This window comes from Tardiphaga robiniae, assembly GCF_001618955.1.
Taxonomy (GTDB): Bacteria; Pseudomonadota; Alphaproteobacteria; order Rhizobiales; family Xanthobacteraceae; genus Tardiphaga; species Tardiphaga robiniae_A.
Genome location: NZ_LVYV01000003.1, coordinates 75,908 through 102,723, shown reverse-complemented (window position 1 = coordinate 102,723; position 26,816 = coordinate 75,908). Strand labels below are relative to the sequence as shown.

The 26,816-nt window shown below is 62.2% G+C and carries 26 protein-coding genes; 20 read left to right on the top strand and 6 right to left on the bottom strand.

The features are described 5' to 3' along the window. Window positions 1-110: 110 nt before the first annotated feature. From A4A58_RS07400 to A4A58_RS07390, 3 genes are all read left to right on the top strand, one after another. Window positions 111-437, top strand: a complete 327-nt coding sequence (locus A4A58_RS07400; protein ID WP_068730829.1) for an NIPSNAP family protein — start codon at window positions 111-113, stop codon at window positions 435-437. Between the two features lie 140 nt (window positions 438-577). Further along, a complete protein-coding gene (gene kdsA, locus A4A58_RS07395; protein ID WP_192855891.1) occupies window positions 578-1,459 on the top strand; it encodes a 3-deoxy-8-phosphooctulonate synthase in 882 nt (293 codons plus the stop codon). Between the two features lie 31 nt (window positions 1,460-1,490). After that, window positions 1,491-2,675, top strand: a complete 1,185-nt coding sequence (locus tag A4A58_RS07390; RefSeq protein WP_068730828.1) for an MFS transporter — start codon at window positions 1,491-1,493, stop codon at window positions 2,673-2,675. An 87-nt stretch (window positions 2,676-2,762) separates the two neighbouring features. Here the strand turns inward: A4A58_RS07390 and A4A58_RS07385 are convergent, their stop codons facing one another. Then, on the bottom strand, window positions 2,763-3,299 hold the full coding sequence (locus A4A58_RS07385; protein WP_068730827.1) for an REP-associated tyrosine transposase: 537 nt from the start codon (window positions 3,297-3,299) through the stop codon (window positions 2,763-2,765). A 122-nt stretch (window positions 3,300-3,421) separates the two neighbouring features. Continuing rightward, a complete protein-coding gene (queF, locus tag A4A58_RS07380; RefSeq protein ID WP_068730826.1) occupies window positions 3,422-3,901 on the bottom strand; it encodes a preQ(1) synthase in 480 nt (159 codons plus the stop codon). Window positions 3,902-4,029: 128 nt separating this feature from the next. Between queF and eno the strand changes: the two genes are divergently transcribed. Together eno and A4A58_RS07370 are read left to right on the top strand one after the other, a co-directional pair. Next, window positions 4,030-5,313: a phosphopyruvate hydratase gene (gene eno / locus A4A58_RS07375; protein WP_068730825.1), complete on the top strand. Its 1,284-nt coding sequence runs from the start codon at window positions 4,030-4,032 to the stop codon at window positions 5,311-5,313. Between the two features lie 211 nt (window positions 5,314-5,524). Further along, entirely contained in the window at window positions 5,525-7,531 is a 2,007-nt protein-coding gene (locus tag A4A58_RS07370) for a glycoside hydrolase family 113 (protein WP_068730824.1), read from the top strand. Between the two features lie 76 nt (window positions 7,532-7,607). Here A4A58_RS07370 and A4A58_RS07365 read toward each other — a convergent pair whose 3' ends face one another. Further along, window positions 7,608-8,288, bottom strand: coding sequence for a hypothetical protein (locus tag A4A58_RS07365; protein ID WP_139069796.1), 681 nt, complete (start codon window positions 8,286-8,288; stop codon window positions 7,608-7,610). A 215-nt stretch (window positions 8,289-8,503) separates the two neighbouring features. Between A4A58_RS07365 and A4A58_RS07360 the strand changes: the two genes are divergently transcribed. Genes A4A58_RS07360 through A4A58_RS07345 form a run of 4 tightly spaced genes read left to right on the top strand, consistent with a single transcriptional unit; the run spans window position 8,504 to window position 12,805 of the window. After that, window positions 8,504-9,784, top strand: a complete 1,281-nt coding sequence (locus tag A4A58_RS07360; protein ID WP_244499692.1) for a hypothetical protein — start codon at window positions 8,504-8,506, stop codon at window positions 9,782-9,784. Window positions 9,785-9,802: 18 nt separating this feature from the next. Beyond that, window positions 9,803-10,390, top strand: a complete 588-nt coding sequence (locus A4A58_RS07355; RefSeq protein ID WP_068730822.1) for a protein-S-isoprenylcysteine O-methyltransferase — start codon at window positions 9,803-9,805, stop codon at window positions 10,388-10,390. Between the two features lie 40 nt (window positions 10,391-10,430). Next, a complete protein-coding gene (locus A4A58_RS07350) occupies window positions 10,431-11,567 on the top strand; it encodes a zinc-binding dehydrogenase (protein WP_068730821.1) in 1,137 nt (378 codons plus the stop codon). Then, window positions 11,564-12,805: an MFS transporter gene (locus A4A58_RS07345; protein WP_068730820.1), complete on the top strand. Its 1,242-nt coding sequence runs from the start codon at window positions 11,564-11,566 to the stop codon at window positions 12,803-12,805. Before A4A58_RS07350 ends, A4A58_RS07345 begins: the two co-directional genes overlap by 4 nt. A gap of 6 nt (window positions 12,806-12,811) precedes the next feature. On the opposite strand, the gene A4A58_RS07340 is transcribed toward A4A58_RS07345, so the two are convergent. Both A4A58_RS07340 and A4A58_RS07335 read right to left on the bottom strand, forming a co-directional pair. Then, window positions 12,812-13,423 carry a LysE family translocator gene (locus A4A58_RS07340; RefSeq protein ID WP_068730951.1) on the bottom strand — a complete coding sequence of 204 codons (612 nt, stop codon included), beginning with the start codon at window positions 13,421-13,423 and terminating at the stop codon, window positions 12,812-12,814. Window positions 13,424-13,493: 70 nt separating this feature from the next. Further along, window positions 13,494-15,257: a caspase family protein gene (locus tag A4A58_RS07335; RefSeq protein WP_068730819.1), complete on the bottom strand. Its 1,764-nt coding sequence runs from the start codon at window positions 15,255-15,257 to the stop codon at window positions 13,494-13,496. Between the two features lie 323 nt (window positions 15,258-15,580). Between A4A58_RS07335 and A4A58_RS07330 the strand changes: the two genes are divergently transcribed. The 10 genes from A4A58_RS07330 to A4A58_RS07285 all read left to right on the top strand — a co-directional run bounded on the left by A4A58_RS07330 (window position 15,581) and on the right by A4A58_RS07285 (window position 24,647). Further along, the gene (locus A4A58_RS07330) at window positions 15,581-16,135 is read left to right on the top strand and encodes an NADPH-dependent FMN reductase (RefSeq protein WP_068730818.1); all 555 of its coding nucleotides are present in this window, start codon (window positions 15,581-15,583) and stop codon (window positions 16,133-16,135) included. A 67-nt stretch (window positions 16,136-16,202) separates the two neighbouring features. Next, entirely contained in the window at window positions 16,203-16,520 is a 318-nt protein-coding gene (locus A4A58_RS07325; RefSeq protein ID WP_068730817.1) for an FtsB family cell division protein, read from the top strand. Window positions 16,521-16,794: 274 nt separating this feature from the next. Further along, window positions 16,795-17,826: a pyruvate dehydrogenase (acetyl-transferring) E1 component subunit alpha gene (gene pdhA / locus A4A58_RS07320; RefSeq protein WP_068730816.1), complete on the top strand. Its 1,032-nt coding sequence runs from the start codon at window positions 16,795-16,797 to the stop codon at window positions 17,824-17,826. Window positions 17,827-17,858: 32 nt separating this feature from the next. Continuing rightward, on the top strand, window positions 17,859-19,259 hold the full coding sequence (locus tag A4A58_RS07315) for a pyruvate dehydrogenase complex E1 component subunit beta (protein WP_068730815.1): 1,401 nt from the start codon (window positions 17,859-17,861) through the stop codon (window positions 19,257-19,259). Window positions 19,260-19,262: 3 nt separating this feature from the next. Beyond that, window positions 19,263-19,568, top strand: a complete 306-nt coding sequence (locus A4A58_RS07310; RefSeq protein ID WP_068730814.1) for a DUF5076 domain-containing protein — start codon at window positions 19,263-19,265, stop codon at window positions 19,566-19,568. A gap of 2 nt (window positions 19,569-19,570) precedes the next feature. Next, window positions 19,571-20,938: a pyruvate dehydrogenase complex dihydrolipoamide acetyltransferase gene (locus A4A58_RS07305; protein WP_068730813.1), complete on the top strand. Its 1,368-nt coding sequence runs from the start codon at window positions 19,571-19,573 to the stop codon at window positions 20,936-20,938. Window positions 20,939-20,960: 22 nt separating this feature from the next. Then, the gene (locus A4A58_RS07300) at window positions 20,961-21,392 is read left to right on the top strand and encodes a hypothetical protein (protein ID WP_068730812.1); all 432 of its coding nucleotides are present in this window, start codon (window positions 20,961-20,963) and stop codon (window positions 21,390-21,392) included. Between the two features lie 47 nt (window positions 21,393-21,439). Beyond that, the gene (lpdA, locus tag A4A58_RS07295; protein WP_068730811.1) at window positions 21,440-22,861 is read left to right on the top strand and encodes a dihydrolipoyl dehydrogenase; all 1,422 of its coding nucleotides are present in this window, start codon (window positions 21,440-21,442) and stop codon (window positions 22,859-22,861) included. Window positions 22,862-23,167: 306 nt separating this feature from the next. Continuing rightward, window positions 23,168-23,848 (top strand): dihydroxy-acid dehydratase, encoded by a 681-nt coding sequence (locus A4A58_RS07290; protein ID WP_068730810.1) that lies wholly within the window; start codon window positions 23,168-23,170, stop codon window positions 23,846-23,848. After that, entirely contained in the window at window positions 23,835-24,647 is an 813-nt protein-coding gene (locus A4A58_RS07285; RefSeq protein ID WP_068730809.1) for a tetratricopeptide repeat protein, read from the top strand. The genes A4A58_RS07290 and A4A58_RS07285 overlap by 14 nt, the downstream gene beginning before the upstream one ends. Window positions 24,648-24,723: 76 nt before the next feature. Here the strand turns inward: A4A58_RS07285 and xth are convergent, their stop codons facing one another. After that, window positions 24,724-25,515 carry an exodeoxyribonuclease III gene (gene xth / locus A4A58_RS07280; protein WP_068730808.1) on the bottom strand — a complete coding sequence of 264 codons (792 nt, stop codon included), beginning with the start codon at window positions 25,513-25,515 and terminating at the stop codon, window positions 24,724-24,726. 169 nt (window positions 25,516-25,684) lie between these two features. On the opposite strand from xth, the gene A4A58_RS07275 reads away from it, so the two are divergent. Next, the gene (locus A4A58_RS07275; RefSeq protein ID WP_068730950.1) at window positions 25,685-26,815 is read left to right on the top strand and encodes an efflux RND transporter periplasmic adaptor subunit; all 1,131 of its coding nucleotides are present in this window, start codon (window positions 25,685-25,687) and stop codon (window positions 26,813-26,815) included. Window position 26,816 lies beyond the last annotated feature (1 nt).

Sequence of the window (26,816 nt, the reverse complement as noted above, 5' to 3'; positions counted from 1 at the left end):
TCACAGGCGTCATGATGTAAGCCTGACGGTGCGCAGGCAAGGGATGATGCCGCAACGAGCCATGCGTTAGAGCCCGATAAGGCCGACAAAAAGGGAAGGAACCAAAGCCGATGATCTATGAATTACGCGTCTATCGCTGTTTGCCGGGACGTTTGCCAGCGCTGATCAAGCGATTTGAATCTGTCACATTGAAGCTGTGGGAGAAGCACGGCATCCGGCAGTCCGGTTTCTTTACGACGATGATCGGCGAATCCAATCAGGAGCTCACTTACATCCTCAAATGGGAATCGCTCGCCGAGCGCGAGAAGGTGTGGACCGCCTTCATGAGCGACCCCGAGTGGATGTCGGCGCGTGCCAAGTCCGAAGAGGATGGCCAGATCGTCGGCAATATCGTTAGCCAGCTGCTGGCGCCGACGGTCTTCTCGGCGCTGAAGTAAGCCTGGTCCCGGGGGGCAGGCTGGTCCGCCCGGTGCTGAAGCCGCTTTGGTCGGGTTGGAGGCGGCTTCCGCCGCAACCCTGATATTCCGACCGGCGGGATGGGCCTGATCCGGCTTGCATCCCGCCCGGTCCTGCGGTCATGGTCTCGCGCGAAAAGGAGACCGTTTTGACCGCATCGTCCACAGCCGCGCCCGTCGTCGCACTTGGCAATGTCCGCTTCGGCAACAGCTTGCCGATCTCGGTGATCGCCGGGCCATGCCAGCTCGAAAGCCGGGCGCATGCGCTCGAAGTGGCGCAGGCGCTGAAGGAGATCGCGACCCGGCTCAAGATCGGCCTCGTCTTCAAGACCTCGTTCGATAAGGCCAACCGGACCAGCGCCTCCGCCGCGCGCGGCATCGGCCTCGATGACGCGCTGCCCATCTTTTCCGAGATCCGCGAGACGCTCGGCCTGCCTGTTCTCACGGACGTGCATGAGAACGATCAATGCGCCCGTGCAGCCGAGGCGGTGGACGTGCTGCAGATCCCGGCCTTCCTGTGCCGGCAGACCGATTTGCTGCTGGCCGCAGCAGCGACCGGCAAGGTGGTCAATGTGAAGAAGGGGCAATTCCTGGCGCCCTGGGATATGGCCAATGTGGTCAGCAAGCTGACATCGTCGGGCAATGACAAGGTGCTGGTCACCGAGCGCGGTGCGTCCTTCGGTTACAACACGCTGGTCTCCGATATGCGCGCGCTGCCGATCTTGGCGCGCACCACCGGCGCGCCGGTCATCTTCGACGCCACCCATTCGGTGCAGCAGCCGGGCGGCAAGGGCACGTCGTCGGGCGGCGAGCGCGAATTCGTGCCGGTGCTGGCGCGTGCGGCCGTGGCCGTCGGCGTCGCCGGTGTGTTCATCGAGACCCATCCCGATCCGGACAATGCGCCGTCCGACGGCCCGAACATGGTGCCGCTGCGCGACTTCGAGGCGCTGGTGAAGAACCTGATGGCGTTCGACGCGCTGGCCAAAGCGACGGCGAAGGCGTGACCATGTCACATCGGCCCGCGGCGGCGCGCTGATGCTGCCGCCGGTCATCAAAATCATTGCGCTGGCCTCGTTTGCTGCCGCGCTATCGCAGCGTGCGCTTGATCCGGTGCTGCCGCATGTGGCCGACGATCTGCTCGTGACGGTCGCCGTCGCCGCAGGTCTGTCATCCGCGCTCGCCTTCACTTTCGCCATCGTACAACCGGTGCTCGGCGCCGCAGCCGACATGTTCGGCAAGGCGCGGCTGATGATCGTCTGCCTGGTGCTGCTCGGCCTTGCCAGCATTCTCGGCGCGCTCACCACCTCCTATCCGCTGCTGCTGGCGACCCGCGTGCTGGCCGGTATCGGGGCAGGCGGGGTGTTTCCGGTGACGCTCTCGCTGACCAGCGATCTGGTCGGGCCGAAGCTGCGCCAGGTCGCGCTGAGCCGCGTGATGGCTGGCGCCATGACCGGCAACCTGCTGGGATCGACCGCATCTGGCATCATCGGCGATTTCTTCGGCTGGCGCGGCGTGCTGGTCATCCTCGGCGGCCTTGCGATCGTCGCATCGGTCGCGGTGGCGTATGGCTTCAAGGGCGCCGCGATCATCAAGCCGACCGTGAAGGCTGACTTCGGCAAGCTTGCCCAGGGCTACAAAGTCATTTTCCGTAACCCGAACACGCTGATCGTCTATAGCGCGGTGTTCATCGAGGGCTGCTGCATCCTCGGCCTGTTTCCCTATATCTCGTCATTCCTGTTCGATCGCGGCGTCACCAGCCTGTCGATCGCGGGCCTTGTGATCGCCTGCTTTGCCGTGGGCGGCCTGTTCTACACAGCCACTGTGTCGCGCATGCTGGCGCGGCTCGGCATCAACGGCATGATGATCTATGGCGGCATCGTGATTGCAATCCAGCTTGCCGCGACCGCCTTCAGCCCCAACTGGCAGATCCAGGCACTGAGCCTGCTGCTGATGGGCTGGGGGTTCTACATGCTGCACGGCTCGTTGCAGATCTTCTCGACCGAGCTCTCACAGGAAGCCCGCGCCAGCGCGATGTCGCTGCATGCGTTCTGCTTTTTCATGGGCCAGTCGGTCGGACCGATCGCCTATGGCTTTGGCCTCGCCCATGCCGGCAAGATGCCGACGCTGCTGGTCAGCGCCGCGATCGTGTTCGGGCTGGGCTTCGCGGCGGCGAAGCTGCTGAAGCCAACCAAGCCGGCGGACGCGGGGGGCCTGCGCTGATGTAGCCCGGATGAGCGAAGCGATATCCGGGGCTCGTTGTCCCGCATATCGCTTCGCTCATCCGGGCTACAGGAAGAGCTCATCGGCTCAATCAGCACGTTCTCCAAAATGCCCACTGTTACCATTCGCGATGCCCGCCCAATCTTCCGGTAACACCCCCTCGCGAACATAGCGATGAAACGACGAATGCGGCCACTCGCGCACGTTCGGCACGAGACTATGCCTGACCGGATTGAAGTGAACGTAGTCGACGTGACGCTCGAAATCGCTTTCGTCGCGGATGGTGTGCTCCCAGAAGCGCCGTTGCCAAAGCGCGAGATCACCATTCGATCGGCGCGACATTGGAATTCCGGAATCGATCAGGCCGCTGCTGAAATGCCCCTTGATCCGTCGCCAGCGGCCAGGGAAATCGGTGTCACCAGCCGGCAACGTCAGGATCGCGTGCAGATGATCGGGCAGGATCACCACGGCGTCGATCGCGAAAGGCCGTGCATGCCGAGTCGCACGGAATGCGGAGCGAAGCACGCCGATGTGATCTACGAGAATAGTGGATCGCCGGTCGGCGAGTGTGACCGTAAAGAAGTACGTGCCACCGGGCACAAAATTGCGCCGATATCCGACCATCGGCTGATAGTAGCGCGGTCACAAAAATTTGCCATGGATCAGCGTAGCCCGGATGAGCGAAGCGACATCCGGGTCTGCCTAGCTGTCCCGCATGTCGCTGCGCTCATGCGGGCTACCGACTGCTAGCCCCGCCCACGATACGGCGCGACGCCTTGCTCCGGCACCCAGACGCCCTTGGGCAGCGTTCCGGTCTGCCAGAACACGTCGATGGGGATGCCGCCGCGCGGATACCAGTAGCCGCCGATGCGCAGCCATTTCGGCTTGATGGCAGAGGCGACGCGCTTGCCGATCTCGACGGTGCAATCCTCGTGGAAGGCACCGTGATTGCGGAACGAGGCGAGATACAGCTTGAGAGACTTCGACTCGACCAGCCACTGGCCGGGCACATAGTCGATCATCAGATGGGCGAAATCCGGCTGGCCGGTGATCGGGCACAGCGAGGTGAATTCCGGAGCCGTGAAGCGCACCACGTAATTGGTGTCCTTCTGCGGGTTCGGTACACGGTCGAGTTTGGCCTGCTCCGGGGAGGTCGGCCATTCCACGGCGCGGCCGAGCTGCAAGTCAGCCGGCAATTTGGGGGATTTGCGGGGTGTTTTTGACATAAATATCTCCGTTGCGGCGGTTCATAGCCAATCTCCGGCCCGTCGTCACGCCAGGCGGGGTTTTCCCGCCGGAAGGCTTGCTGTAGAAGCGGCGCCAACGACCCACCCCCAGCACAAAGAGGGCATCCATGACCGCCATCGTCGACATCATCGGCCGCGAAATTCTCGATAGCCGCGGCAATCCCACGGTTGAAGTCGACGTCGTCCTGGAAGACGGGTCGATGGGCCGCGCCGCGGTTCCGTCGGGCGCCTCCACAGGCGCCCATGAGGCGGTCGAGCTGCGCGACGGCGACAAGTCCCGCTATCTCGGCAAGGGTGTGCAGAAGGCGGTCGATGCCATCAATGGCGAGATCTTCGATGCCATCGGCGGCATGGACGTGGAGAACCAGGTTCAGCTCGACGAGATCATGATCGAGCTCGACGGTACCCCGAACAAGTCGCGCCTCGGCGCCAATGCCATCCTCGGTGTCTCGCTGGCCGCCGCCAAGGCTGCCGCGGAGTCCTTCGACATGCCGCTGTATCGCTATGTTGGCGGGACCTCGGCCCGCACGCTGCCGGTGCCGATGATGAACATCATCAATGGCGGCATGCATGCCGACAACTCGATCGACTTCCAGGAATTCATGATCATGCCGGTCGGCGCGTCCTCCTTCGCCGAAGGCTTGCGCTGCGGCGCCGAGATCTTCCACACGCTGAAGGGCGAGCTGAAGAAGGCCGGCCACAATACCAACGTGGGCGACGAAGGCGGCTTCGCACCGAACATCGGCTCGGCCGAAGCGGCACTGGATTTCGTGATGGCCGCCATCACCAAGGCAGGCTACTCCGCCGGCAAGGACGTGATGCTGGCGATGGATTGCGCTGCCACCGAGTTCTTCAAGGACGGCGCCTATGTCTATGGCGGTGAGAACAAGACCCGCAACATCTCCGAACAGGCCAAGTATCTCGCGCAGCTCGTTGCCAACTATCCGATCGTCTCCATCGAGGACGGCATGTCGGAAGACGACATGGACGGCTGGAAGCAGCTCACCGATCTGATCGGTTCGAAGTGCCAGCTGGTCGGCGACGACCTGTTCGTTACCAACGTCACGCGTCTTGCCGACGGCATCAAGAACGGCCGCGCCAATTCGATCCTGATCAAGGTCAACCAGATCGGCTCGCTGACCGAAACGCTGAGCGCCGTCGAGATGGCCTACAAGGCTGGCTATACCGCGGTGATGTCGCACCGTTCGGGTGAGACTGAAGACTCCACGATCGCCGATCTCGCGGTCGCCACCAATTGCGGACAGATCAAGACCGGCTCGCTGGCACGCGCGGATCGTACCGCCAAGTACAACCAGTTGCTGCGCATCGAGCAGCAGCTCGGCACCCAGGCGAAATATGCCGGCAAGGCTGCACTGAAGGCACTCGCGTAAAGCGCAGGCGCGGCCTTCCGGGCCGAGCAAGAACTACGCGATCAACGCCGTTCGCTGAAATAGCGGGCGGCGTTTTTCATTGAATGACCCTGACCGCGCAAGATGACAACGAGGTTCAATTTGTAGACGTCACCATGATACCCCATTGCGGTCGCGAAGGTATCACGTTGCGGGTTCAGCCTTCTCCGGGCAATGCCGACGGAGAGCGTAAATGCCCAACATCTTTAAGGTCCAAGGTTTCGGTGCACTGTCGGAGTGGAATGGACAGTTCTCCAGTGCGTCGGCCGATCAGGCGTTTCAGGCAATGGCGTCACTGGGATCGAATTCGATCGCGTTGACGACGCGGATATGGACCGACACCGGAACCAGCAATGATGTGCTGGCCGTTCCCGCCAAGACCGAGAGCGATGCGAGTCTGCTGGCTGGTTTTCAGAAGGCGCATGCCGCTGGGCTGGATGTTGTTTTCAAGCCGGGCATTACAGGTCTCGACGGCACGATCTCGCACAGTCTGGCGCCGTCGGACGTCGATGCCTTCTTCGCGTCCTACAAGGCCGAGATCGTTCACCTGGCTGAAATTGCAGAGCAAGGCGATGTCGCCAGTTTCGCCATCGGCAACGAGATGAGCAGCCTGTCGGGCGATGCCTATCGCAGCTACTGGGTCGATATCATCTCGGCCGTGCGCGGCGTCTATCATGGCGAAGTCACTTACGCGGCGGCAACCGACGAAGCATCCAAGGTCAGCTTCTGGGACCAGGTCGACACGATCGGCATCAACGCTTATCCACCCTTGACGGCCAGCACGACGCCGACGGTGGCCGATCTCGTGCATGCGTGGAACGAGGTGCCGTATAATCCGTATTACGCCAAAGCCTTCGACTATCAGTCGCCCGTCGATTTCTTTCATTCGCTGGCGCTGGATTACGGCAAGCCGGTTCTGATGACCGAGGTCGGTTATCGCAGCATCGATGGCACGGCGATCAATCCGGGCGGAGGCTCATCCAAGGCGCCTGCGGATCTCGCCGAACAGGCAGATGCCTACAACGCCTTCTTTCAGGTCTGGAGCGCGCATGGCGGTAGCTGGTTGAAAGGCGTCGAGTTCTGGCAGTGGGACCTCAACAACTTCTATTCGGAAACCGGCTATTCGGTCATGGACAAACCGGCGCAGGATGTGGTGGCGCAGTATTTCCAGGGAAACGGGGCGACGCCGGGCGTCACCATCACGGGCTCGTCGATCGGCGATACGATTGATCTCGGAGGCGGCAACGATGTCATCATCGGCGGGCTCGGTCATGACGAGATTTATGGCGGAGCCGGGAACGATACGATTGTCGCCGGGCCCGATATCGCCGGAAAGCTTACGAGTACGACCATCACGCTGACCGGCTACGGTTCGGTAGTGAACGGCATCGGCGCGCAGGCCCAGGTTCTGGTCAATGGCCAACCGGTTTCCGGATTGCTCGAATTCACACCGGCGGTCGATCCGGCCGGTTACCAGACCTACACCGTCACTTTCGACAATCCTGCCAGCATCTCCAGTGTCGCGATCAATCTCGCAAATTCCGAGCCCGGACGCGCGCTGCATTTCAAGGATATCGCCATCAATGGCGTCGATCTGGTGCCGGCCGACGGCACCAATGCCAGCTCGCCCGGCTCGTTCGATCTCTATGTCCGCAGCATCCAGTTCGACACGGCCAAGCATCAGGACTGGTTCTTCGGTGCCTCAAGCGACAACGACGTGGTGCGCGGCGGTGACGGCGATGACTACATTGCCGGCGGGATCGGCAATGACATCATCAATGGCGGCAACGGCACCGACACCGCGGTATTCTCCGGCAATGTGGCCGACTACAGCATCAACCGCAGTGGCGCTCAGACGATCGTCACTGACAGCGTCGCCGGCCGCGACGGCACTGACTATCTTACCAATACCGAGTTTCTGAAATTCGCGAATGCCAGTATTGCCGTCGATACTATCGGACAGGCACTTGCAAGCAGCTCCGGCAGTGAGAACTTTGCCTTCAGTCAGGCGTCCGCGCACACGGAGGTGCAGAATAGTGCGCAGGGCGAGGGCGCTGCGGAGGTCGCTCTTGCTCAGGTCCTGACGGCGTCGAGCCATCCCGTCGCGGCCGCGCCGGTGCATGACGACGCGCTCGGCGCTCCTGATGCCGCGCTCGCGCCGGCGACGCCTCCGTCACATCATGACGTGCTGATCGTCTGAGGATTCCGAATGGCTAAAACAATTCAGCCGAGGTGACGATCACCTCGGCTGAATGCGTTCCAATATTTGCTGCCTATTATTGCGGAGCAGCCGAGACTTGTGCAGGCTTCGGCGCCGCCGGCTTGCGGCGGATGCCACCGCCGGTCACGGCCATGACGCGGGCAATGGCCTGACGCTGCAGGCTGTCGTCCTTGTCGATCGAGAAGTGGTTGGTGGTGGCGTTCTCGTTCACATTGGCGAGCTTGCCCTTGAAGCGCGGATCGGCGGCCACGGCACGTCCCCAGCCGGCGGGTACGTAATAGTTCACGATCTGCTTCACGTTGTTGGGGACAGCATCGGGCGCCACCGGATCGAAGTTCACGATCAGCGCCACCGGGATGTTGTACTGCGCGAGCTTGCGGGCAATCGAGATGGTCACGTCGGCACCGGCCGAGTGGCCCATCAGGATGATCGGTTCGCGGTTACCGGCCTTGTACCGGGCGATCATGTCGTCCGCCTGGCCGCTCCACAGCGTGTGATTGCTGACCGAGGAGGCGACGCCGGCGGCTTCGAGCTTGTAGGCGATCTGATCCATGCCCAGCGAGAACACGTTCATGAGGCCGCGATACAGATAGACATGGCCGGGACGACGACCGGGAGCGGCATCGGCATCCCCGGAACTCGCGAGCGAGACCACAAAGAGCGACGACAGAATCAGCAAAACGGCCGCCGGAGAGGTCCACGACGGCCGTTTGAAGCCCTTGAGAGCAATCGACATAGTGCTTTCTTTCTTCGAAAAAACCCGCGACATGTTCAGACATAAAGGCCTGCCGTCAATCACAGTCCTGCCTCGATTCCCGGAATTGTGATGAAGGGGGTTGCGAAAGAGCGGCTGTGTGACCTGAGGGCGACAAAATCCTGCCGGACGCTTCCGTTTTGGGCATGGGCAGGTTTGTCGGCGCGGGCGAATTTGCTATGCACCGGATCAGAACGGTGCGTGATGCACTCGGGAGCGAACGGACGATGATCGCGCGGCGACATGTCTTTCACATTGGCGGCTACGACCCGATTCTGCCGGACACGCAGCTCGAGCGGTTCCGCCGTTCGTTGTCGAGTTTCGAGAAGACGTGGAGCGTGTCCGCGAAGGCGTCTGGGGTGCTTGATGCTACGAATGTGAGCGCATCCTGGCGGGCCGAGACCTCCGGGCCGAACTGGCAGACAGAAACCACCTACGAAATGCTGCGCTGGGATGATCTCATTCTGCAGGATCACTCGCGGGGCATGCTGTCGCGATTGGGGGCAGCCTTCGTCACGCTCGGCGACTGGCTGGTAACGGGAACCCTGTTCCGCTTCTTTTATGCGAGCTGGAAATATGCCGGCTTCTTCCTGTTCTCCTATCTGTGGATCGCGGGCTTTGCTGCATCTGGCGCGGCGGTGGGCTATGGCCTGACCTGGCTGCTCGGCATGTCAGGCGCGGCTGCATGGATCGCGGGCGGCGTTGTTGCTGCCGCCGTCTTCACGGCGCTGTTGCATCATTACGGCTGGCGCAAGCCGATCAATCATGTGTTCGACGACTGGATTTTCTCGCGGCAATATGTCCATGGCCAGCGCCCGAAGATGACGGCGCGCGTCGATGAATTCGCGAGGGTGATCGTGGCACGCGCACAGAAGGCCGATGTCGACGAGATCGTCATCGTCGGCCATTGCCTCGGCGCGGCGCTGGTCATGGAGGCGGTGGCGCGCGCACTCGCGCTCGACCCGGATCTGCCCCAACATGGCCCGACCATCTGCGTGATGACGGTGAGCGCGACCATCCCGAAATTCGCGTTGCATCCCGCCGGCAAGAGCGTGCGCGCAGCAACGCGCCTCGTTGCCGACACGCCGGCGATCCGCTGGACCGAATATCACGCCCGCGACGACGTCATCAGTTTCTACCGTTTCGATCCGGTGACCTTGAAGCGCCGCAGCCGCGATCGCGACGAGGGCAGGCCGAACATCCGGCGCGTCCAGATGCATGCCATGATGGGCATGGAACAGTTCAAGCGCTACCGTTTCAGCTTCATGCGCATTCACTATCAGATGGTGATGGGCAACCAGTGCCGCGCGCCCTACGACTATTGCATGGTGGTCTGCGGTCCTCTGCCGTTCGACGAGATCACTGCGGGCGAAGGCGGCCTCAAACGCTTCGGTGCGGATGGCGCGCTGCTGGATATGCCGCTGGCCAAAATCACATCCTCTCAATCGCAAGCCGGGGCATCCGTGAATGCCGCATGATGGCCTGATCGGACGACAATGACCGCGTCACTTCTTGGAACATATGTCTGGGCGATCGGTCTGATCGCCTGGTTCATCATTCGCTACCCCTATGCGCGCAAAGCCCGCCGCACGGCGACGCTGCGTGCGGTCGGCTGGAGCCGCGAACGCATTCTGCTGGCGATCGCCACCGTCGGCCTGTTCGTGGTGCCGCTGATCTGGCTGGTGACCGGCTGGCCGGCCGCGCTGAACTATCAGCTGAATTATGCGGCGGTCGTGATCGGCGCGGCGCTCTATGTGTTGTCACTCTGGCTGTTTCGCCGTTCGCACAAGGATCTCGGCAGGCAATGGTCGGCCAGTCTGGAAATCCGCGAGGCTCACCAGATCGTGCGTGCCGGCGTCTATCGCAGCATCCGCCATCCGATGTATGCCTCGTTCTGGTTGTGGGCACTGGCGCAGGCGTTCCTGCTGCCGAATGCCATGGCCGCGCTGGGCGGACTGGTCGCGATCGCGATCCTGTTCTTCACCCGCATCGACTATGAAGAGCGGATGCTGATCGAGGCATTCGGCGACGACTACCGGGCCTATATGCGCGAGACCAAGCGCATCATTCCGGGCATCTACTGACGCGGCACCAGACCGCCGGACATATTGAGGGGGATCGACCATGACTGACGTCACATCCGGACTTGAACTGCGTTCGCTCATCAAGAGCAGCGGCGAACTGGAAATCTCGCTGCAGCAGGTTGCGATCCCGGCGCCGGGCCCCGACGAGGTCGTCGTGCGCATAGAGGCTGCGCCGATCAATCCGTCGGATCTCGGTCTCCTGCTCGGCGCGGCCGATCCGGCCAGCGTAAAAGTCTCCGGCACCGGCGCATCCTCGGTCGTCACGGCGACCGTCCCGCAGGCCAACATGAAAGCGATGGGCGGCCGTCTCGACGAGTCGATGGCGGTCGGCAATGAGGGCGCCGGCACGGTGGTGAAGGCCGGATCGTCCGAAGCCGCGCAGGCGCTGCTTGGCAAGACCGTCGCGATGATCGGCGGTGCCATGTATGCGCAGTATCGCGTCATCAAGGCCAAGGAATGCCTGCCGTTGCCAGAGGGCACCACGGCCACCGAAGGCGCATCCTGTTTCGTCAATCCGCTGACCTCGCTCGGCATGGTCGAGACCATGAAGCGAGAAGGGCATACGGCGCTGGTGCATACGGCCGCCGCGTCCAATCTCGGCCAGATGCTCAACAGGATCTGCCAGAAGGACGGCATCGATCTCGTCAACATCGTCCGCAGCGAGGAGCAGGAAAAATTGCTGCGCGGCATCGGCGCGAAATATGTCTGCAACTCGACGTCGCCGAGTTTCATGGAAGACCTGACCGCCGCATTGATTGCCACCAATGCCACGCTGGCCTTCGACGCCACCGGTGGCGGCAAGCTGCAGGGCCAGATCCTGCAGGCGATGGAAGTCGCCGCCGTCAAGGCGATGAAGGTCTACAGCCGCTATGGCTCGACGACCCACAAGCAGGTCTACGTCTATGGCCGGCTGGATCTACGCCCAATCGAATTCGTCCCTGCCGGGATGGCCTGGGGCATGGGTGGCTGGCTGCTGTTTCCGTTCCTGCAGAAGATCGGCGTGGCTGATGCCGCCAGGCTTCGTGCCCGCGTGGTCGCCGAACTCAAGACCACCTTCGCCAGCCACTACACCAAGGTGATTTCGCTCGAAGGCGTGTTGCAGCTCGACAATCTCCGGGCCTATGCGAAGCGCGCCACCGGCGAGAAGTATCTGATCAATCCGAACATGCCGGGATGACACTCGCCGATCAGTCTGCCGGCGTCGTCACGGATGGCGCGCGGCTCTTGCTGCGCCATCCGCCGTATCTGTACTACATAGTATCGCGCAGCTTCTCGCGCTTCGCCTCGCAAATCGCCGCGGTTGCGGTTGGCTGGCAGATCTATGATCTGACCGGCAGCGCGTTCCAGCTCGGCATGGTCGGCCTCGCGCAATTCGTGCCGATGCTGGCACTGGTCTTCGTCGCCGGCCATATCGCCGATCGGTATGATCGTCGCCGTGTGGTGCAGATCTGCCAGTTGTTGCAGGGGCTGACGGCGATCCTGCTCGCCTGGGGCACCTATGCCGGCTGGATTACGGTGCCGCAGATTTTCGTGGCGCTGGTGTTGATCGGCGCGGCGACCGCGTTCGAGGCGCCGGCCGGTTCGGCGCTACTGCCGGGCGTCGTGCCCGAAGGCCATTTGCAGAAGGCGACCGCGCTCTCGACCGGCGTATTTCAGGTGGCGATGATTTGCGGTCCCGCGCTTGGCGGTATTGCCTATGCGCTGTCGCCGTCGACGCCCTATGTGCTGATGGCGGCGTTCTGGCTGATCGGCGGTTTGCTCAACAGCGCGATCAAGTTGGCGCGCGAGGTGGCGGTGAAGGATCCGCCGTCGCTGCGGACTTTGTTTGCCGGTGTCGGCTTTGTGCGTAGTAATCCGGCGATCCTTGGTACCATCTCGCTCGATCTGTTCGCGGTGCTGCTCGGCGGCGCTACCGCGCTGCTGCCGATCTATGCCCGCGACATTCTGCAGACCGGCCCGTGGGGGCTGGGCCTCATGCGTGCGGCCCCTGCAGTTGGTGCACTGCTGACGACCGTGGTGCTCACGCGCTACTCGATCAACCGCCGGGTCGGCATGCGGATGTTCCAGGCCGTCATCATCTTCGGCCTTGCGACAGCGGTATTTGCTGTGTCGCAATGGCTGTGGCTGTCAGTGGCCGCGCTCGCGGTGCTCGGCGCCGCGGATACGGTCAGTGTCGTGATCCGCTTCTCGCTGGTGCAGCTCGCGACCCCGGACGACATGCGCGGCCGGGTCGGCGCGGTGAACTACCTGTTCATCAACACCTCGAACCAGCTCGGCCAGTTCGAGAGCGGCGTCACCGCAGCGCTGTTCGGCACTGTCCCGGCCGCACTGATCGGCGGCCTCGGCACTGTTGCCATCGCGCTGCTCTGGATGCGGTTATTTCCGACGCTGCGCAATGTCGAGCGACTGGAATAGCCCCGCCTAGCGATCGGCAAAAGCCAGCTTGGCACCGAGCGCGGCAAACGCGCCGGCAAAAGTGCGTCGCATCCAGGTCAGCACCCGCGGCCGCGTGATGACGTGGTTGCGGATCGAAGCCGCAAACAGGCCGTAGAGCGCAAACACCACGAAGGTCATCAGCATGAATACCGCGCTGAGCAGCAGCATTTGCGACAGTGGATGTGTCTCGTCGGCGCTGATGAACTGCGGCAGGAAGGCGAGGAAGAAGATCGATAGTTTCGGATTGAGGATGTTGATCAGGATCGCTGTGGTCGTCACCTGCAGCGCGGACTGCGCGCTGTCGTCGGTCTCGACCTTCAGCGTGCCATGCTCCTGCAGCGTCTTCCAGGCCATATAGAGCAGGTAGGCGACGCCGGCATATTTGAACACCTGAAACGCCAACGCGCTGGTGTGTAAGAGGGCGGCGAGGCCGAGGATAGCAGCGGCCATATGCGGCACGATGCCAAGCGTGCAACCGAATGCGGCGACGATGCTGCTGCGGCCTCCGCGAGAAAATCCGGTTGCCAGTGTGTAAAGGGCGCCAGTGCCCGGCGATGCCACCACGACCAGCGAGGTGATGAGAAATTCGATGGTCACGATGATGGCTCCGGCTCGCAAACTTGGATCGTCAGAATGTCGCTTGCGATCCGGCGAGGCAAGCACGTCGTCAGTTGCAGACCTCGACATTGGTCAGGCCGATCCGCATGTCGCGCGACACCAAGCGGCAGCCGGGACGCACTGGACGGCAGCCGGCATTGTCGCAGACGATCTGGCCGGACGGCTGCGCGCGCGGCGCGCGGGCCTGAATTTGCGGGCGATCAAGCTCATCGCGCTCAAGACGTTCGCGGTGCGGCGCCGCGTTGCGCTTGGCCTCGGTGCGGCTGCGCTTCTTCTCGCATTCGTTATCATCGTTCAGGAAAGTGCCGGCCCGGCACACGATCTTCACGCAGCGCTCGCCGTTCGCCTCTGAGCCATGCGCACAAACCACCGGGCAGACGCGTGCAGACTTGGCCTTGATTGCGTCGAGCGCATCGGTGCTGGCGGCCTTGACATCGAATTTGGTCGACGCGTAGCGATTGAAGCGCTCGAGCGACTTGCGGGAAGCCGCAGTCCAAGTGTTGTCGACTGATCCCAACAGGCAGCCCACCCGTTGAAGCTCGACCTGGACCTGACGGGGCAGATCGGCTGGCGCGGGTGTTCGTGACACATCGGCCGTGGGGGCAGGGAGTGTCGCCAACTGCGGTCCGGCGGCAGGCGTGTCCGGTTTGCCGGCATCGACCCTGGCTTCCGCTGCTGCGCGGGCGCGCTCGCCGGCGGCGGCGCGTTCCTGCTCGGCGGCCTTGAGTTTCTCGGCAGCGATCCGGGCATCCTCGGCGGCCTTGGCATCGGCCGCTGCCTTGGTCTGTTCGGCCTTCCTGGCGCCTTCGGCAGCCAGACGGGCTTTCTCTTCAGCGGCGAGGCGGGCTTTCTCCGCAGCAGCGGTATGGGCGTCCTCGGCTGCGAGCTTCGCCAGCTGGGATTTGGCCAGCGACGCGTAGAAGCCGTCGGGGTGCTGCGTCAGGAACGCGTTCCAGCCGTCCCTGGTTGCAAGCTGCAAAGCCAGCTCGTAGTCGCGGCGAGTTTCCGCCTGGACGCTGATGGCTGGGGAAGAGGTCACTGCGGCTACCGGCACCAGCGGCACGTCGCCGCCGCCGAGCGAACCGTAGACATAGGGTTCCTGGCGGTTGCTGGTGTTCTTCATGACGTCATCGCGGACGAAGCCAAAGGCCTTGCGCAGGTCGAGGCCGGGCGTCGCGATATGGCGTACCAGAGCCGCCGTGAAGGGGCTGTTCTTGCTATCGCCATCCAGCGCCGTCGAGCCGGCCTTGGCCGAGTAGGCGATCAGCGTGTTGGGGCTGGCCGGTTCCACTTTGGCGAGGCCGCGGGAGATCGCGCGCGACGCGGTAGTGCGCTTCATATTCTTGACGAAGGGGTTGTCGCGGCAGGCGTCGAGGATCACCAGCCGCAGCTTCCTGGCCGGCTCGATGGTGACCAGGATGCGTTCCAGCGAGAATGCCTCGTCATAGACGTCGGTGTCGCGCTCCAGCAGCGCGTCGGTCGGGATCAGGTAATTGGTGCCATCGACCTCGATCCCGTGGCCGGCGAAATAGACCAGGGCAACGTCGGCGTCGCGCGCCTTGTCCGCGAAATCGCGCAGTGTCCGGCGCATCTCGGTCGCCTTCAGATCCCGTCGGGCTTCGACGATGTCGAAATTCGCTGTTTTCAAGGTCTCGGTCATCGCCGCGGCGTCGTTGGCTGGGTTGGCGAGCTTGACCACGTTCTGGTAGGCCGAGTTGCCGATCACCAGTGCGACGCGTTTGTCGGCCAGAGCGGGCTGGCTGAGCAAGCTGAAGCCGAACAGGACGGAAGCGACGAGACCAAGGTTGCGCATCGGAAGCCCGCAAATTGCGACGTCGAATTTGAGCAGCCTGGCCAGACGTCGCAGATCAGTCGGGACTGGCTTGCGTGGTTTGTCTCACGTGGTTTGTCGCGCAGCACTCTCCGCAGGTTCGATCGCAGCGGCGTTCCGCGCGTCATCCATTTAAGCGATATCAGCATAACGAGGATTTGTTTGGGCGGGCGAGGCGGGCGTGCCGGTTTGGCCCGATTGCGGTAGTCAAATGCAATCCATGCACTTGCATCTTTTGCCGGGATAGGTGACAGGTTCCATATGCGCTCCGCGCTTTTTGGAAGCAGTTATTCAGGGGATATCTCATGGCCACCTACAGCGTTGCCGTCATTGTCGGCAGCCTCCGCAAACAGTCATTCTCGCTCAAGGTTGCGAATGCATTCGCCAAGCTGGCGCCGCCGTCGCTCAAGCTGAACGTCATCACGCTGCACGACCTGTCATTCTTCAATCAGGACCTGGAAGCCACGCCGCCGGCCGACTGGGTCAAGTTCCGCGAAGCGATCCAGGCCTCGGATGCGGTGCTGTTCGTCTCTCCGGAATATAACCGCTCAGTTTCAGGTGTTCTGAAGAACGCCATCGACGTCGGTTCGCGGCCCTATGGCAAGAGCTCGTTCCTCGGCAAGCCCACCGGCATCGTGGTTAGCTCGCCCGGTCCGATCGGTGGCCTGGGTGCGGCCCTTAGCTTGCGCCAGACCCTGCCGGGGATTGTCGGTCCCATCATGCAACAGCCTGAAATCTATCTGAATGCTGTCGGCGACGCGTTCAGCGAACAGGGCGAGATCGTCAAGGAATCCATCCGTCCGGTGCTGCAGGCCTATATCGACGCTTTCGCCGTCTGGGTCGACAAGCTGAAGAAATAACCCGCGCAAATTCAGGTTGCGGCCCGGTTGTTAGGTTCGCCTTAACCGGGCCGTCGCATTTTCGGGGATGGTCAAGCATACCCGCCTCAAATCGATCCTCACCGGGCTCGTGCTCTATGCACTGGCGGCGATGATGATCAGCTATTTCGGGGTCAATGCCTATACCGGCAAATATGGCCTCAACGCACGCCAGGAGCTCGACCAGGAGATCGTCGCGCTGACCTCCGAACTGGTGCAGTTGAAGAAGGAACGCACCAAGGCCGAGCAGCGCGTGGCGCTCCTGCGATCTGGTGGACTCGATCCCGACATGCTCGACGAGCGCGCGCGCTACCAGCTCGACTACGCGCATCCGCGCGACCTCGTGAAGGTCATCAAGCCAAACTAAGATTCTCTCTTCGGCGGCGAGTCGTCCTCGCGTGAAGCAACACAGCTTTGCATCAAAGCTATGGATTGCTCGCGCCTGCTCATCGTGACGGCAACGTGACCACGACACGCGCTTTCATTCCTCAAATTACAAAACCGATCCAATTCGATTTCGAAAGTTTCGCGCCTTCGCTGCAGTGCGAAACAACCGTGTGGCATTCCGCGCGACGCAATCCCTTTCAAGCCGCAAGCACTTGGAGTAGGAAGGGCCATTCACTCTCGCATCCGGAATTTTCATGGCCGCACCGAAGAAAAGCGTCGCTCCCGCAGGGCAGGCAACGAGCAATGGCGCAACCCCATCATCGCCGCCAGATTTCACCCGCGATCAGGAGATGCACGCGCTTCGCGACATGCTGCTGATCCGGCGTTTCGAGGAGAAGGCTGGCCAGCTCTACGGCATGGGCGCGATTGGCGGTTTCTGCCATCTCTATATCGGCCAGGAAGCCATCGTTGTCGGTATGCAGATGGCATTGAAGGATGGCGATCAGGTCATCACCGGCTATCGCGACCACGGTCACATGCTGGCCTGTGGCATGGACGCCAAGGGCGTCATGGCCGAGCTGACCGGGCGCAAGGGCGGCTACTCCAAGGGCAAGGGTGGCTCCATGCACATGTTCAGCCGCGAGAAGAATTTCTATGGCGGCCATGGCATCGTCGGTGCGCAGGTCTCGCTCGGAACGGGTCTCGCTTTCGCGAACCGTTACCGCGGCAATGATCTCGTCAGCCTCGCTTACTTCGGCGATGGCGCGTCGAACCAGGGCCAGGTCTATGAGAGCTTCAACATGGCCGAGCTGTGGAAGCTCCCGGTGATCTACATCATCGAGAACAATCGCTACGCCATGGGCACCTCGGTGACGCGCTCCTCGGCGCAGACCGACTTCTCCAAGCGCGGCATCTCCTTCAACATTCCGGGCGAGCAGGTCGATGGCATGGATGTCCGCGCCGTGAAGGCCGCCGGTGATCGTGCGGTCGCCTGGTGCCGGGCCGGCAAGGGTCCGTTCATTCTGGAAATGCAGACCTATCGCTATCGCGGTCACTCGATGTCGGATCCGGCCAAGTACCGGACCCGCGAGGAAGTGGACAAGGTCCGCCACGATCAGGACCCGATCGAGCAGGTGCGCAACCGTCTGCTGGCCGCTGACGTGACCGAGCAGGACCTCAAGGCGATCGATGCCGAGGTGCGTGACATCGTCAACGCATCGGCGGATTTCGCGCAGCAGGACCCTGAGCCCGATGCATCCGAACTTTACACCGATGTGTACCGCTAAGCGCGCGGCTTAAAGACCGATCTGGAGTTATAATGGCCATTCAAGTTCTGATGCCCGCGCTGTCCCCGACCATGGAGAAAGGCAACCTCTCCAAATGGCTCAAGAAGGAAGGCGACACGATCAAGTCCGGCGATGTGATTGCCGAAATCGAAACCGACAAGGCGACGATGGAAGTCGAAGCGACCGATGAAGGGACACTCGGCAAGATCCTGATCCCGGAAGGGACCAACGACGTCGCGGTCAACACGCCGATCGCGACCATCCTCGCTGACGGCGAAGACGCATCTGCCGCCGCGAGCGCGCCAGCCCCCGCGAAGCAGGAGAAGGCCGCAGAATCCGCGCCGCCTGCCGCGGAAGCCAAGTCCGCTCCGGCTTTGAAGGACGAGGCTACTGCGCCGGCAGCTCCGACGGCGTCGATCCAGCCCGATCCCGAAATTCCTGAAGGCACCGAGATGGTGACCATGACCATCCGCGAAGCGCTGCGCGACGCGATGGCAGAGGAAATGCGCAGGGATGAAGACGTCTTCATTATGGGCGAGGAAGTCGCCGAATATCAGGGCGCATACAAGGTGACCCAGAACCTGCTGCAGGAATTCGGCGCCCGCCGCGTGATTGATACGCCAATCACCGAACACGGCTTTGCCGGTGTCGGCGTCGGTGCGGCGATGTCTGGCCTGAAGCCGATCGTCGAATTCATGACCTTCAACTTCGCCATGCAGGCGATCGACCAGATCATCAACTCCGCTGCCAAGACCCTCTACATGTCCGGCGGCCAGATGACCTGTCAGATCGTCTTCCGCGGCCCGAACGGCGCTGCGGCGCGCGTTGGTGCCCAGCACAGCCAGGACTACTCGGCCTGGTATTCGCAGATCCCGGGCCTCAAGGTCGTCGCACCCTATAGCGCCGCCGACTACAAGGGCCTGCTCAAATCCGCGATCCGCGATCCGAACCCCGTGATCTTCCTCGAAAACGAAATGCTCTACGGGCATTCCGGCGAGGTGCCAAAGCTCGACGACTACATCGTGCCGATCGGCAAGGCCAAGGTCGCACGTGTCGGCAAGGATGTGACGCTGATCTCGTGGTCGAACGGCATGACCTATGCGCTGAAGGCCGCCGACGAACTCGCCAAGGAAGGCATCGAGGCGGAGGTCATCGACCTTCGCACGCTGCGTCCGCTCGATACGGATACCATCATCGAATCCGTGAAGAAGACCTCGCGCGCCGTGACGGTGGAAGAAGGCTGGCAGCAGTCGGGTGTGGGCGCCGAAATCGCCGCACGGATCATGGAGCACGCGTTCGACTATCTCGACGCGCCGGTCGCGCGCGTGTCGGGCAAGGACGTGCCGATGCCTTACGCTGCCAATCTTGAAAAGCTGGCGCTGCCGTCGGTGGCCGACGTCGTGGCTGCGGCCAAAGCCGTTTGCTATCGGTGAGCCATGGCGGGTCCGAAGGAACAGCCACTGCCGCCGGATGTCATGGACCGCGAGGACGCCACCGAGGTGTTGCGCGCGTTCGTGCTCGACGGCGGGCTGTCCATCGCCTTCATGCGCGCCTTCGAGGAGCCCGACATGTGGGGGCTTTTGCTGGTCGACATCGCGCGCCATGCCGCACGCGCCTATGCGCGTGAGGCCAACTATTCCGAAGACGAGGCGCTGAACCGCATCGTCGAAATGTTCGAAGCTGAAATCGCGCGTCCGACTGACATGGGCAACACCACGCCGCGGTCGCAACAAGGTCACTGACAATGCCAATCAACATTCTGATGCCTGCGCTGTCGCCCACCATGGAAAAGGGCAATCTTGCCAAGTGGCTCAAGAAAGAGGGCGACAAGGTCAAGTCCGGCGACGTGATCGCGGAGATCGAGACCGACAAGGCGACGATGGAAGTCGAAGCCGTCGACGAAGGCACCATCGCCAAGATTCTGGTGGCGGAGGGTACGCAGGATGTTGCGGTGAACGCCGTCATCGCGGTGCTCGCCGCCGACGGCGAGGACGTGAAGGCCGCGAGTTCGGGGGCAGGGGCCGACAAGCCGAAGCCCGCGCCTGCTGCCGAGGCTCCCGCGCCGAAGCCTGCAACTGCTGCACCTGCGCCGACTGCTGCTCCCGCAGCGAAAGCACCGGCAGCGGCCGCTGCGCCAGCTCCGCAGCCGGCCGCTGCACAGAGCAATGGCGCCCGCGTATTCTCATCGCCGCTGGCGCGTCGTCTCGCCAAGGATGCCGGCATCGAACTCGGTCGCATTACCGGGTCGGGTCCGCATGGTCGTGTGGTCGCTGCGGATGTCGAGAAGGCGAAGTCCGGTCAGGGCCTCAAACCAGCAGCCGCGGCTGCCGGCGCTCCCGCAGGTGCAACTGGAGCGATCGGTGCACCTGCCATGTCCGATCAGCAGATTCTCGGGCTGTACGAGCAGGGCGCTTACGAGAGCGTGCCGCATGACTCGATGCGCCGCACGATTGCGCAGCGTCTCACCGCAGCCACCAACTCGATGCCGACCTTCTATCTCACCGTCGATTGCGATCTCGGCAAGCTCTCCTCCGCGCGCGAGGAGATCAACGCTGCGGCCGGCAAGGACAAGGACGGCAAGCCGCTCTACAAGCTCTCGGTCAACGATTTCGTCATCAAGGCGATGGCCATCGCGCTGAAGAAGATTCCGGAAGCGAACGTATCGTGGACGGAAGCGGCGATGCTCCGTCACAAGCATTCGGACATCGGCGTCGCGGTGGCGCTGCCGTTCGGCCTGATCACACCGATCATTCGCCAGGCCGAGATCAAGTCGATTTCGGCAATCTCCAACGAGATGAAGGAACTTGCCGCGCGCGCCAAGGCCAAGAAGCTCAAGCCCAACGAATACCAGGGCGGCGCGTCATCCGTGTCCAATCTCGGCATGTTCGGCATCAAGGACTTCACCGCGGTGATCAATCCGCCGCAGTCGTCGATCCTTGCGGTAGGCACAGGTGAAGAGCGGGCCGTGGTGCGCAACGGCCAGATCGTCGCTGCAACCATCATGAGCGTGACCCTTTCCTGCGATCACCGCGCCATCGACGGCGCGCTCGGCGCCGAACTGATCACGGCGTTCAAGAAGCTGATCGAAAATCCAGTCATGATGGTGGTGTGACGCGGCGTCACGGGACAAGTCGATGAAGTTGTTCGGCATGGTCTTGCTGGCGGGTTTCATCTCGCTGATTTGCGGAGTGGCGGTTACGTCAGCGGCCTCGTCGATCATGCCTTGTTACAGCGACAAAGCCGGTTGCGGTATGGGCGAAGCCTACCGGCTGTTGTTCGTACCCGGATACGCGCTGCTCGCAATGATTGGTTTTGGTATCGCGGCACCTGGCAAGCATCGCGAACGCGCGTTGAAGCTCGCGATGTTGGTGTTGGTACTGGTGGCGGTGTTTGTTATCGCGCTCGGGATGGCGTCGGATGCAAATTCGGGGCGGTCTCCAAATGCGGGCGACCTCATCGATGCAGTACAGATGTCGGTCTCGTACTGGGGCGTCGTCATCGTGCAATGGCTAATGCTGCGGCGTTACCTGCGTTTGCGCGAGGCCGAACGGGAAGCAATATCTTGAATCGCCGCAAGCGCGGCAACGCGTGTTTGAGTTGAACGGGAGCCACAATGGCCGATACATCTTTTGACGTCGTCGTGATCGGTTCCGGTCCCGGCGGTTACGTGACGGCGATCCGGGCTGCGCAGCTCGGCTTCAAGACGGCGATCGTCGAGAAGGCCTATCTCGGCGGCATCTGCAACAACTGGGGCTGTATCCCGACCAAGGCGCTGCTGCGCTCGGCGGAGATCTATCACTACTTCCAGCACGCTGGGGATTACGGCCTGTCGGCGGACAACGTGTCGTTCGACATCAAGGCGGTGATCGCGCGCTCGCGCGGTGTCGTGAAGCGCCTGAGCGGCGGCGTCGAATATCTGATGAACAAGAACAAGATTTCGATCATCTGGGGCGATGCGACGCTGGATGCGCCGGGCAAGTTCACTGTCAAGAAGACGGAAGCCGCGGCGCCGAAGGGCGCGCTCGGGGCGGGCAGCTACACGGCTAAGCATATCATCGTCGCCACCGGCGCCCGGCCGCGCGTGCTGCCGGGTCTCGCGCCCGACAAGAAGCTGGTCTGGACCTATTTCGAGGCGATGAATCCCGACAAGATGCCGAAGTCGCTGCTGGTGGTCGGCTCCGGCGCGATCGGCATCGAATTCGCATCGTTCTACAAGACCATGGGCGCCGACGTGACCGTGGTCGAGGTGCTGCCGCAGATCCTGCCAGTCGAAGACGCCGAGATCGCGGGCTTCGCCCGCAAGCAGTTTGAGAAGCAGGGCATCAAGATCATGTCCGGCGCTAAAGTGACAAAACTCGACAAGAAGTCGGATTCGGTCACCGTGACCATCGAGGATGGCAAGGGGGCTACCCAGCAGCTCACCGTCGATCGCGTCATCTCGGCGGTCGGTGTGGTCGGCAATATCGAAGGCTTTGGCCTCGAGAAGCTCGGCGTGAAGACCGAGCGCGGCTGTATCGTGATCGACAAATACGGCAAGACCAACGTACCCGGCATCTATGCCATCGGCGACGTCGCCGGCCCGCCGATGCTCGCCCACAAGGCCGAGCATGAGGGCGTGATCTGCGTCGAGGCGATCAAGGGGATGAACCCGCATGCAATGGACAAGTCGCTGATCCCGGGCTGCACCTATTGCCATCCGCAGGTGGCCTCGGTCGGTCTCACCGAAGCCAAGGCCAAGGAAGCCGGCAGGGACATCCGCGTCGGCCGCTTCCCCTTCGTCGCCAATGGCAAGGCCATTGCCCAAGGCGAGGACCAGGGCATGGTGAAGGTGATCTTCGACAAGAAGACCGGCCAGCTGCTCGGCGCCCATATGGTCGGCGCTGAAGTCGTCGAGATGATCCAGGGCTTCGTGGTCGCCATGAATCTGGAGACGACCGAGGAAGAGCTGTTCCACACGATCTTCCCGCATCCGACCATCTCGGAGACGATGAAGGAAGCCGTGCTGGACGCCTATGGTCGGGTGCTGAACACCTGAGCCGCTTCGCACGATCCTGACATCGAACGCCGCCTCGAAAGAGCGGCGTTTTTGTTGTCAGCCGCGACCTTCCAACTTTGGTCTAACTCTAAAGGGTTGCCGGGGTGCAACGAATGTGTCGTGGCGGCAACAGTCCCTCAAGATTTAACCCTGTCCCACTGTGGGTATTGCAACCGCCGCTATTTGGCCACACGCCTTCGTGAAATCATTTCTCGACAGCCAGAAGGCTGGAGCGCTTCGAAGATCGACGGGATGTCAGTGGGACTGTCCCGGATCGCCGAAGTGGCCTGAGAAACCAGGTTCGCGATGGACGCCAAGACGAACATCAAGTCGCGTTTGCCTAGCCGTCATATGACGGAGGGCCGGGAGCAGGCGTTGCGTGGCGCCTTTCCGTCCGCGATGAGTCTGGCTATGTCACAAGGCGAACAGCCCGTTGCCGGCCAAGTGCTGCGCGCGGAAGAATCTCGTGCTGTCGAAATCTTCAAAAAGACACCATATCGCACCGATTTGAAGCGGCTGAGCCGTTATGTCGCCAAAGACATATTGGAAGTTGCTGACATACCGTTGCTGAAGACGACATTGCTCGATCACAGCCGGTCGCGGGGAGCGTGCCTCACTGCGACGGGGCAGATGATCGCGGAGAAAATGAAGCCCGTGACGCGGAATTCCCATCAGGACGTCATTCGTTCTGCCGACAAGCCGATCGCCATTGGCGGTGACGCAGTCGGATCGAAGGGGAATCTGGCTTTCGACATCGTCGATTCGGAAGACGGCGCTCCCGTCCGGGGCGGCGCCGACGCGGCTGCCTTTAACGTAAAATTGACCGACAAAGAATTGGCCGCGCACCCGACCAAAGGGAAGTGTCGCGCGACTAACCATACGTCAGGGACGCTGTGGACATATGCCCGGCAGGTTGGATCAGCCATTGGTGGCGCCGTGACCCAACCCGGCCGGGCCCACGAGAAATACTGTTATGCGGATAGTTGAGCGTATCATTTTTGGTGTGTTTGCTTTGGGTGCCGCATCCGTGGCCGCGCCAGCCCTTGCCTTTGACGGTGCACCGGTTGGCAGCAGCGACGCAGCCCTGCCGGTTGTAACGACCATTCCCGGTGCTGCGCCGGTCTTGAAGAAAGCTGCCAAGCCAGAAACCTCGCTGACCGCGCTGCAATACGCCGCTGAGGGCGGCCATCCGATCGCCCAGTGGAAACTCGGCCGGATGTATGCCGACGGTAACGGCGTGGCGCAGGACGACCTGCGCGCCTTCGAATATTTCAGCCGCATCGCCAATGCCCATGCCGAGGACAGCCCGTCTGCGCCGCAGGCGACCATTGTCGCCAACGCCTTCGTGGCGCTCGGCCGCTATTACCTCGACGGTATTCCGAACTCGAAGATCAAGGCCGACACCGAACGCGCACGTGAGATGTTCTCCTACGCCGCGTCCTATTTCGGCAATGCCGACGCCCAGTACGATCTGGCCCGGCTGTATCTGAAGGGTATCGGTACCCCGCGCGACACCAAATATGGCGCCCGCTGGCTTGGCCTTGCTGCGCAGAAGGGCCAGCATCAGGCGCAGGCGCTGCTCGGCCAGATGCTGTTCAACGGTGAATCGCTGCCACGGCAGATGGCGCGCGGCCTGATGTGGCTGACGCTCGCCCGCGACAATGCCGGCCCGGACGACACCTGGATCCGCGACAGCTACAACAAGGCCATCGCCAAGGCCTCCGAAGACGACCGCGCCATGGCGCTGCAGATGCTCGAGCACTGGGTGTCTGGCAAACGGGACTGAGGGTGGGCGAGGACTGGATCGCCCGGTCAAGCCGGGTCATGACAATCTGTGTTTAGGGGGCTTGGCGACGTGGCCTCTACGCCGCCTCTAAATCCAGATCGACCCAGACCGGCACGTGGTCCGACGGCTTCTCCCAAGCGCGCACGTACTTGTCGATGCCGACGTCGACGAGCTTGTCGCTGGCCTGCGGTGACAGCAGCAGGTGGTCGATGCGGATGCCCCAGTTCTTCTGCCAGGCGCCGGCCTGGTAATCCCAGAACGTATACTGGCCGGGCTCGTCGGTGACGGCGCGCAGGGCGTCGGTCATCCCCAGACCGAGCAGGGACTGAAAACTGGCGCGGGTTTCGGGCTTGAACAGCGCGTCGTTGATCCAGGCCGCCGGGTTGTAGGCATCGGCCGCCGCCGGGATGACGTTGAAGTCGCCGGCGAGGATCAGCGGTTCCTCGGTCTTCAGTCGCATCCGGGTGAACTCCTGCAGCCGGGACATCCATTTCAGCTTGTAGGGATACTTCTCGGTATCGACCGGATTGCCGTTCGGCAGATACAGGCAGGCGACCCGGACCACACCGGATTTCAGCGACACTACGCCTTCGATGAAGCGGGCATGGAGATCCTCGTCGTCACCCGCCAGCCGAGGCGTGGCTTCCTCCAGCGGATATTTCGAGAGCAGGGCAACACCGTTGAAGGTCTTCTGGCCGTGGGTGACGACATTATAGCCGAGCGCCTCGATGGGCTCGCGCGGAAACGCCTCATCGAGGCACTTGATCTCCTGTAGGCAGACGATGTCCGGTGAGCAGTCGCGCAGCCACGTCACCAGATGGTCGAGCCGCTGGCGGACAGAATTCACATTCCAGGTGGCAATTCTCATCTGATGGGATTCCGGTAACAACAATGGCAAAAATACGTCAACGTGGCATACCATCATCCCCGCCAACATGATAAGCTTTAAGCCTAAAGCGCACAGACGCTGTCTTTAAAGCTGCCATGGGCGGGAAACGGGGGCGACCCGATCTTCTGTACCAGGTGACATGGACCATATGAAGAAACGCACATCGATCGCTCTACTCGTTCTCGTCGGCGCTGCCGCGGTTGCGGCCTATGCGACGCGCTCCTCCTGGACCGGTGGCAGTGCCAATACACAGGCCCCGCAGCGCGCGCGGATCGTTTCGGTCGAGCTTGCCAAGGCCGAACGCAAACCGGTCCCGGTCGATGTCGATTCAATCGGCACAGTGACGCCGATTTCGAGTGTCGCGCTCAAGTCGCGGGTGGAAACCACCATTACCTCGGTTCATTTTGAAGACGGCGCCAAGGTCAAGGAAGGCGACCTGCTATTCACTCTCGATTCGCGGCAGATTGATGCCCAGATCGAGCAGGCCGAAGGCACGCTGGCCCGCGATCAGGCCCAACTGGCCGGTGCGGAACGCGACGTGCGGCGCTTTACCGATCTGATCGGGAAGGGCGCGACCACGCAGGTGAGCGTCGATAATGCCAAGACCCAATCCGACATCCTGGCCGGAACCATCCGGGCCGATCAGTCGGCGCTCGACAATCTCAAGGTCCAGAAGAGCTACACCATCATCCGCGCGCCGTTCTCCGGCCGGATCAGTGCAGCCAATGTGAAGGTCGGCAATTTCGTGCGCCCGGCTGACACGGCGCCGCTCGCCACCATCAATCAGATGGCTCCGGTCTATGTGTCCTTCGCCATTCCGCAGCGTGTGCTTGCCGATCTGCGCGAAGCGATGGCGGCCGGATCGACGTCGGTCATTGCGACCATCCCGAACAGCGGCCGTTCTGAAACCGGCAAGGTGGCGATGGTGGAAAACACCGTGGATTCCACCACCGGCATGGTCACCGTGCGCGGCATCATGAGCAATCCGAACGAAACCCTGTGGCCGGGCATTCTGGTACAGACCAAGCTGATCGTGCGCACGGAGGACGGCGTTGTTGTGCCCACCGTGGCGGTGCAGCGCAGCCAGACCGGGAACTTCGTGTTCATGGTGAAGGACGGCGTCGCCCATGTTCAGCCTGTCGAAGTCGATCGCACCTTCCAGGGGATTTCGGTGATCACGTCGGGTTTAAAAGGGGATGAGGACGTCGTCGTCGACGGCCAGCTCTTGCTGACAAAAGGCACACGGGTCGAAGCCCGGGCCCGTAAGGCCGGGGCATAAG

What these genes read in the sequence shown, in the direction of transcription:
- A4A58_RS07400 (WP_068730829.1), top strand. Translation starts at nt 111, where the DNA reads ATGATCTATGAATTACGCGTCTATCGCTGTTTGCCGGGACGTTTGCCA.
- kdsA (WP_192855891.1), top strand. Translation starts at nt 578, where the DNA reads ATGGTCTCGCGCGAAAAGGAGACCGTTTTGACCGCATCGTCCACAGCC.
- A4A58_RS07390 (WP_068730828.1), top strand. Translation starts at nt 1,491, where the DNA reads ATGCTGCCGCCGGTCATCAAAATCATTGCGCTGGCCTCGTTTGCTGCC.
- A4A58_RS07385 (WP_068730827.1), bottom strand. Translation starts at nt 3,299, where the DNA reads ATGGTCGGATATCGGCGCAATTTTGTGCCCGGTGGCACGTACTTCTTT.
- queF (WP_068730826.1), bottom strand. Translation starts at nt 3,901, where the DNA reads ATGTCAAAAACACCCCGCAAATCCCCCAAATTGCCGGCTGACTTGCAG.
- eno (WP_068730825.1), top strand. Translation starts at nt 4,030, where the DNA reads ATGACCGCCATCGTCGACATCATCGGCCGCGAAATTCTCGATAGCCGC.
- A4A58_RS07370 (WP_068730824.1), top strand. Translation starts at nt 5,525, where the DNA reads ATGCCCAACATCTTTAAGGTCCAAGGTTTCGGTGCACTGTCGGAGTGG.
- A4A58_RS07365 (WP_139069796.1), bottom strand. Translation starts at nt 8,288, where the DNA reads ATGTCGATTGCTCTCAAGGGCTTCAAACGGCCGTCGTGGACCTCTCCG.
- A4A58_RS07355 (WP_068730822.1), top strand. Translation starts at nt 9,803, where the DNA reads ATGACCGCGTCACTTCTTGGAACATATGTCTGGGCGATCGGTCTGATC.
- A4A58_RS07350 (WP_068730821.1), top strand. Translation starts at nt 10,431, where the DNA reads ATGACTGACGTCACATCCGGACTTGAACTGCGTTCGCTCATCAAGAGC.
- A4A58_RS07345 (WP_068730820.1), top strand. Translation starts at nt 11,564, where the DNA reads ATGACACTCGCCGATCAGTCTGCCGGCGTCGTCACGGATGGCGCGCGG.
- A4A58_RS07335 (WP_068730819.1), bottom strand. Translation starts at nt 15,257, where the DNA reads ATGCGCAACCTTGGTCTCGTCGCTTCCGTCCTGTTCGGCTTCAGCTTG.
- A4A58_RS07330 (WP_068730818.1), top strand. Translation starts at nt 15,581, where the DNA reads ATGGCCACCTACAGCGTTGCCGTCATTGTCGGCAGCCTCCGCAAACAG.
- A4A58_RS07325 (WP_068730817.1), top strand. Translation starts at nt 16,203, where the DNA reads ATGGTCAAGCATACCCGCCTCAAATCGATCCTCACCGGGCTCGTGCTC.
- pdhA (WP_068730816.1), top strand. Translation starts at nt 16,795, where the DNA reads ATGGCCGCACCGAAGAAAAGCGTCGCTCCCGCAGGGCAGGCAACGAGC.
- A4A58_RS07315 (WP_068730815.1), top strand. Translation starts at nt 17,859, where the DNA reads ATGGCCATTCAAGTTCTGATGCCCGCGCTGTCCCCGACCATGGAGAAA.
- A4A58_RS07310 (WP_068730814.1), top strand. Translation starts at nt 19,263, where the DNA reads ATGGCGGGTCCGAAGGAACAGCCACTGCCGCCGGATGTCATGGACCGC.
- A4A58_RS07305 (WP_068730813.1), top strand. Translation starts at nt 19,571, where the DNA reads ATGCCAATCAACATTCTGATGCCTGCGCTGTCGCCCACCATGGAAAAG.
- A4A58_RS07300 (WP_068730812.1), top strand. Translation starts at nt 20,961, where the DNA reads ATGAAGTTGTTCGGCATGGTCTTGCTGGCGGGTTTCATCTCGCTGATT.
- lpdA (WP_068730811.1), top strand. Translation starts at nt 21,440, where the DNA reads ATGGCCGATACATCTTTTGACGTCGTCGTGATCGGTTCCGGTCCCGGC.
- A4A58_RS07290 (WP_068730810.1), top strand. Translation starts at nt 23,168, where the DNA reads ATGGACGCCAAGACGAACATCAAGTCGCGTTTGCCTAGCCGTCATATG.
- A4A58_RS07285 (WP_068730809.1), top strand. Translation starts at nt 23,835, where the DNA reads ATGCGGATAGTTGAGCGTATCATTTTTGGTGTGTTTGCTTTGGGTGCC.
- xth (WP_068730808.1), bottom strand. Translation starts at nt 25,515, where the DNA reads ATGAGAATTGCCACCTGGAATGTGAATTCTGTCCGCCAGCGGCTCGAC.
- A4A58_RS07275 (WP_068730950.1), top strand. Translation starts at nt 25,685, where the DNA reads ATGAAGAAACGCACATCGATCGCTCTACTCGTTCTCGTCGGCGCTGCC.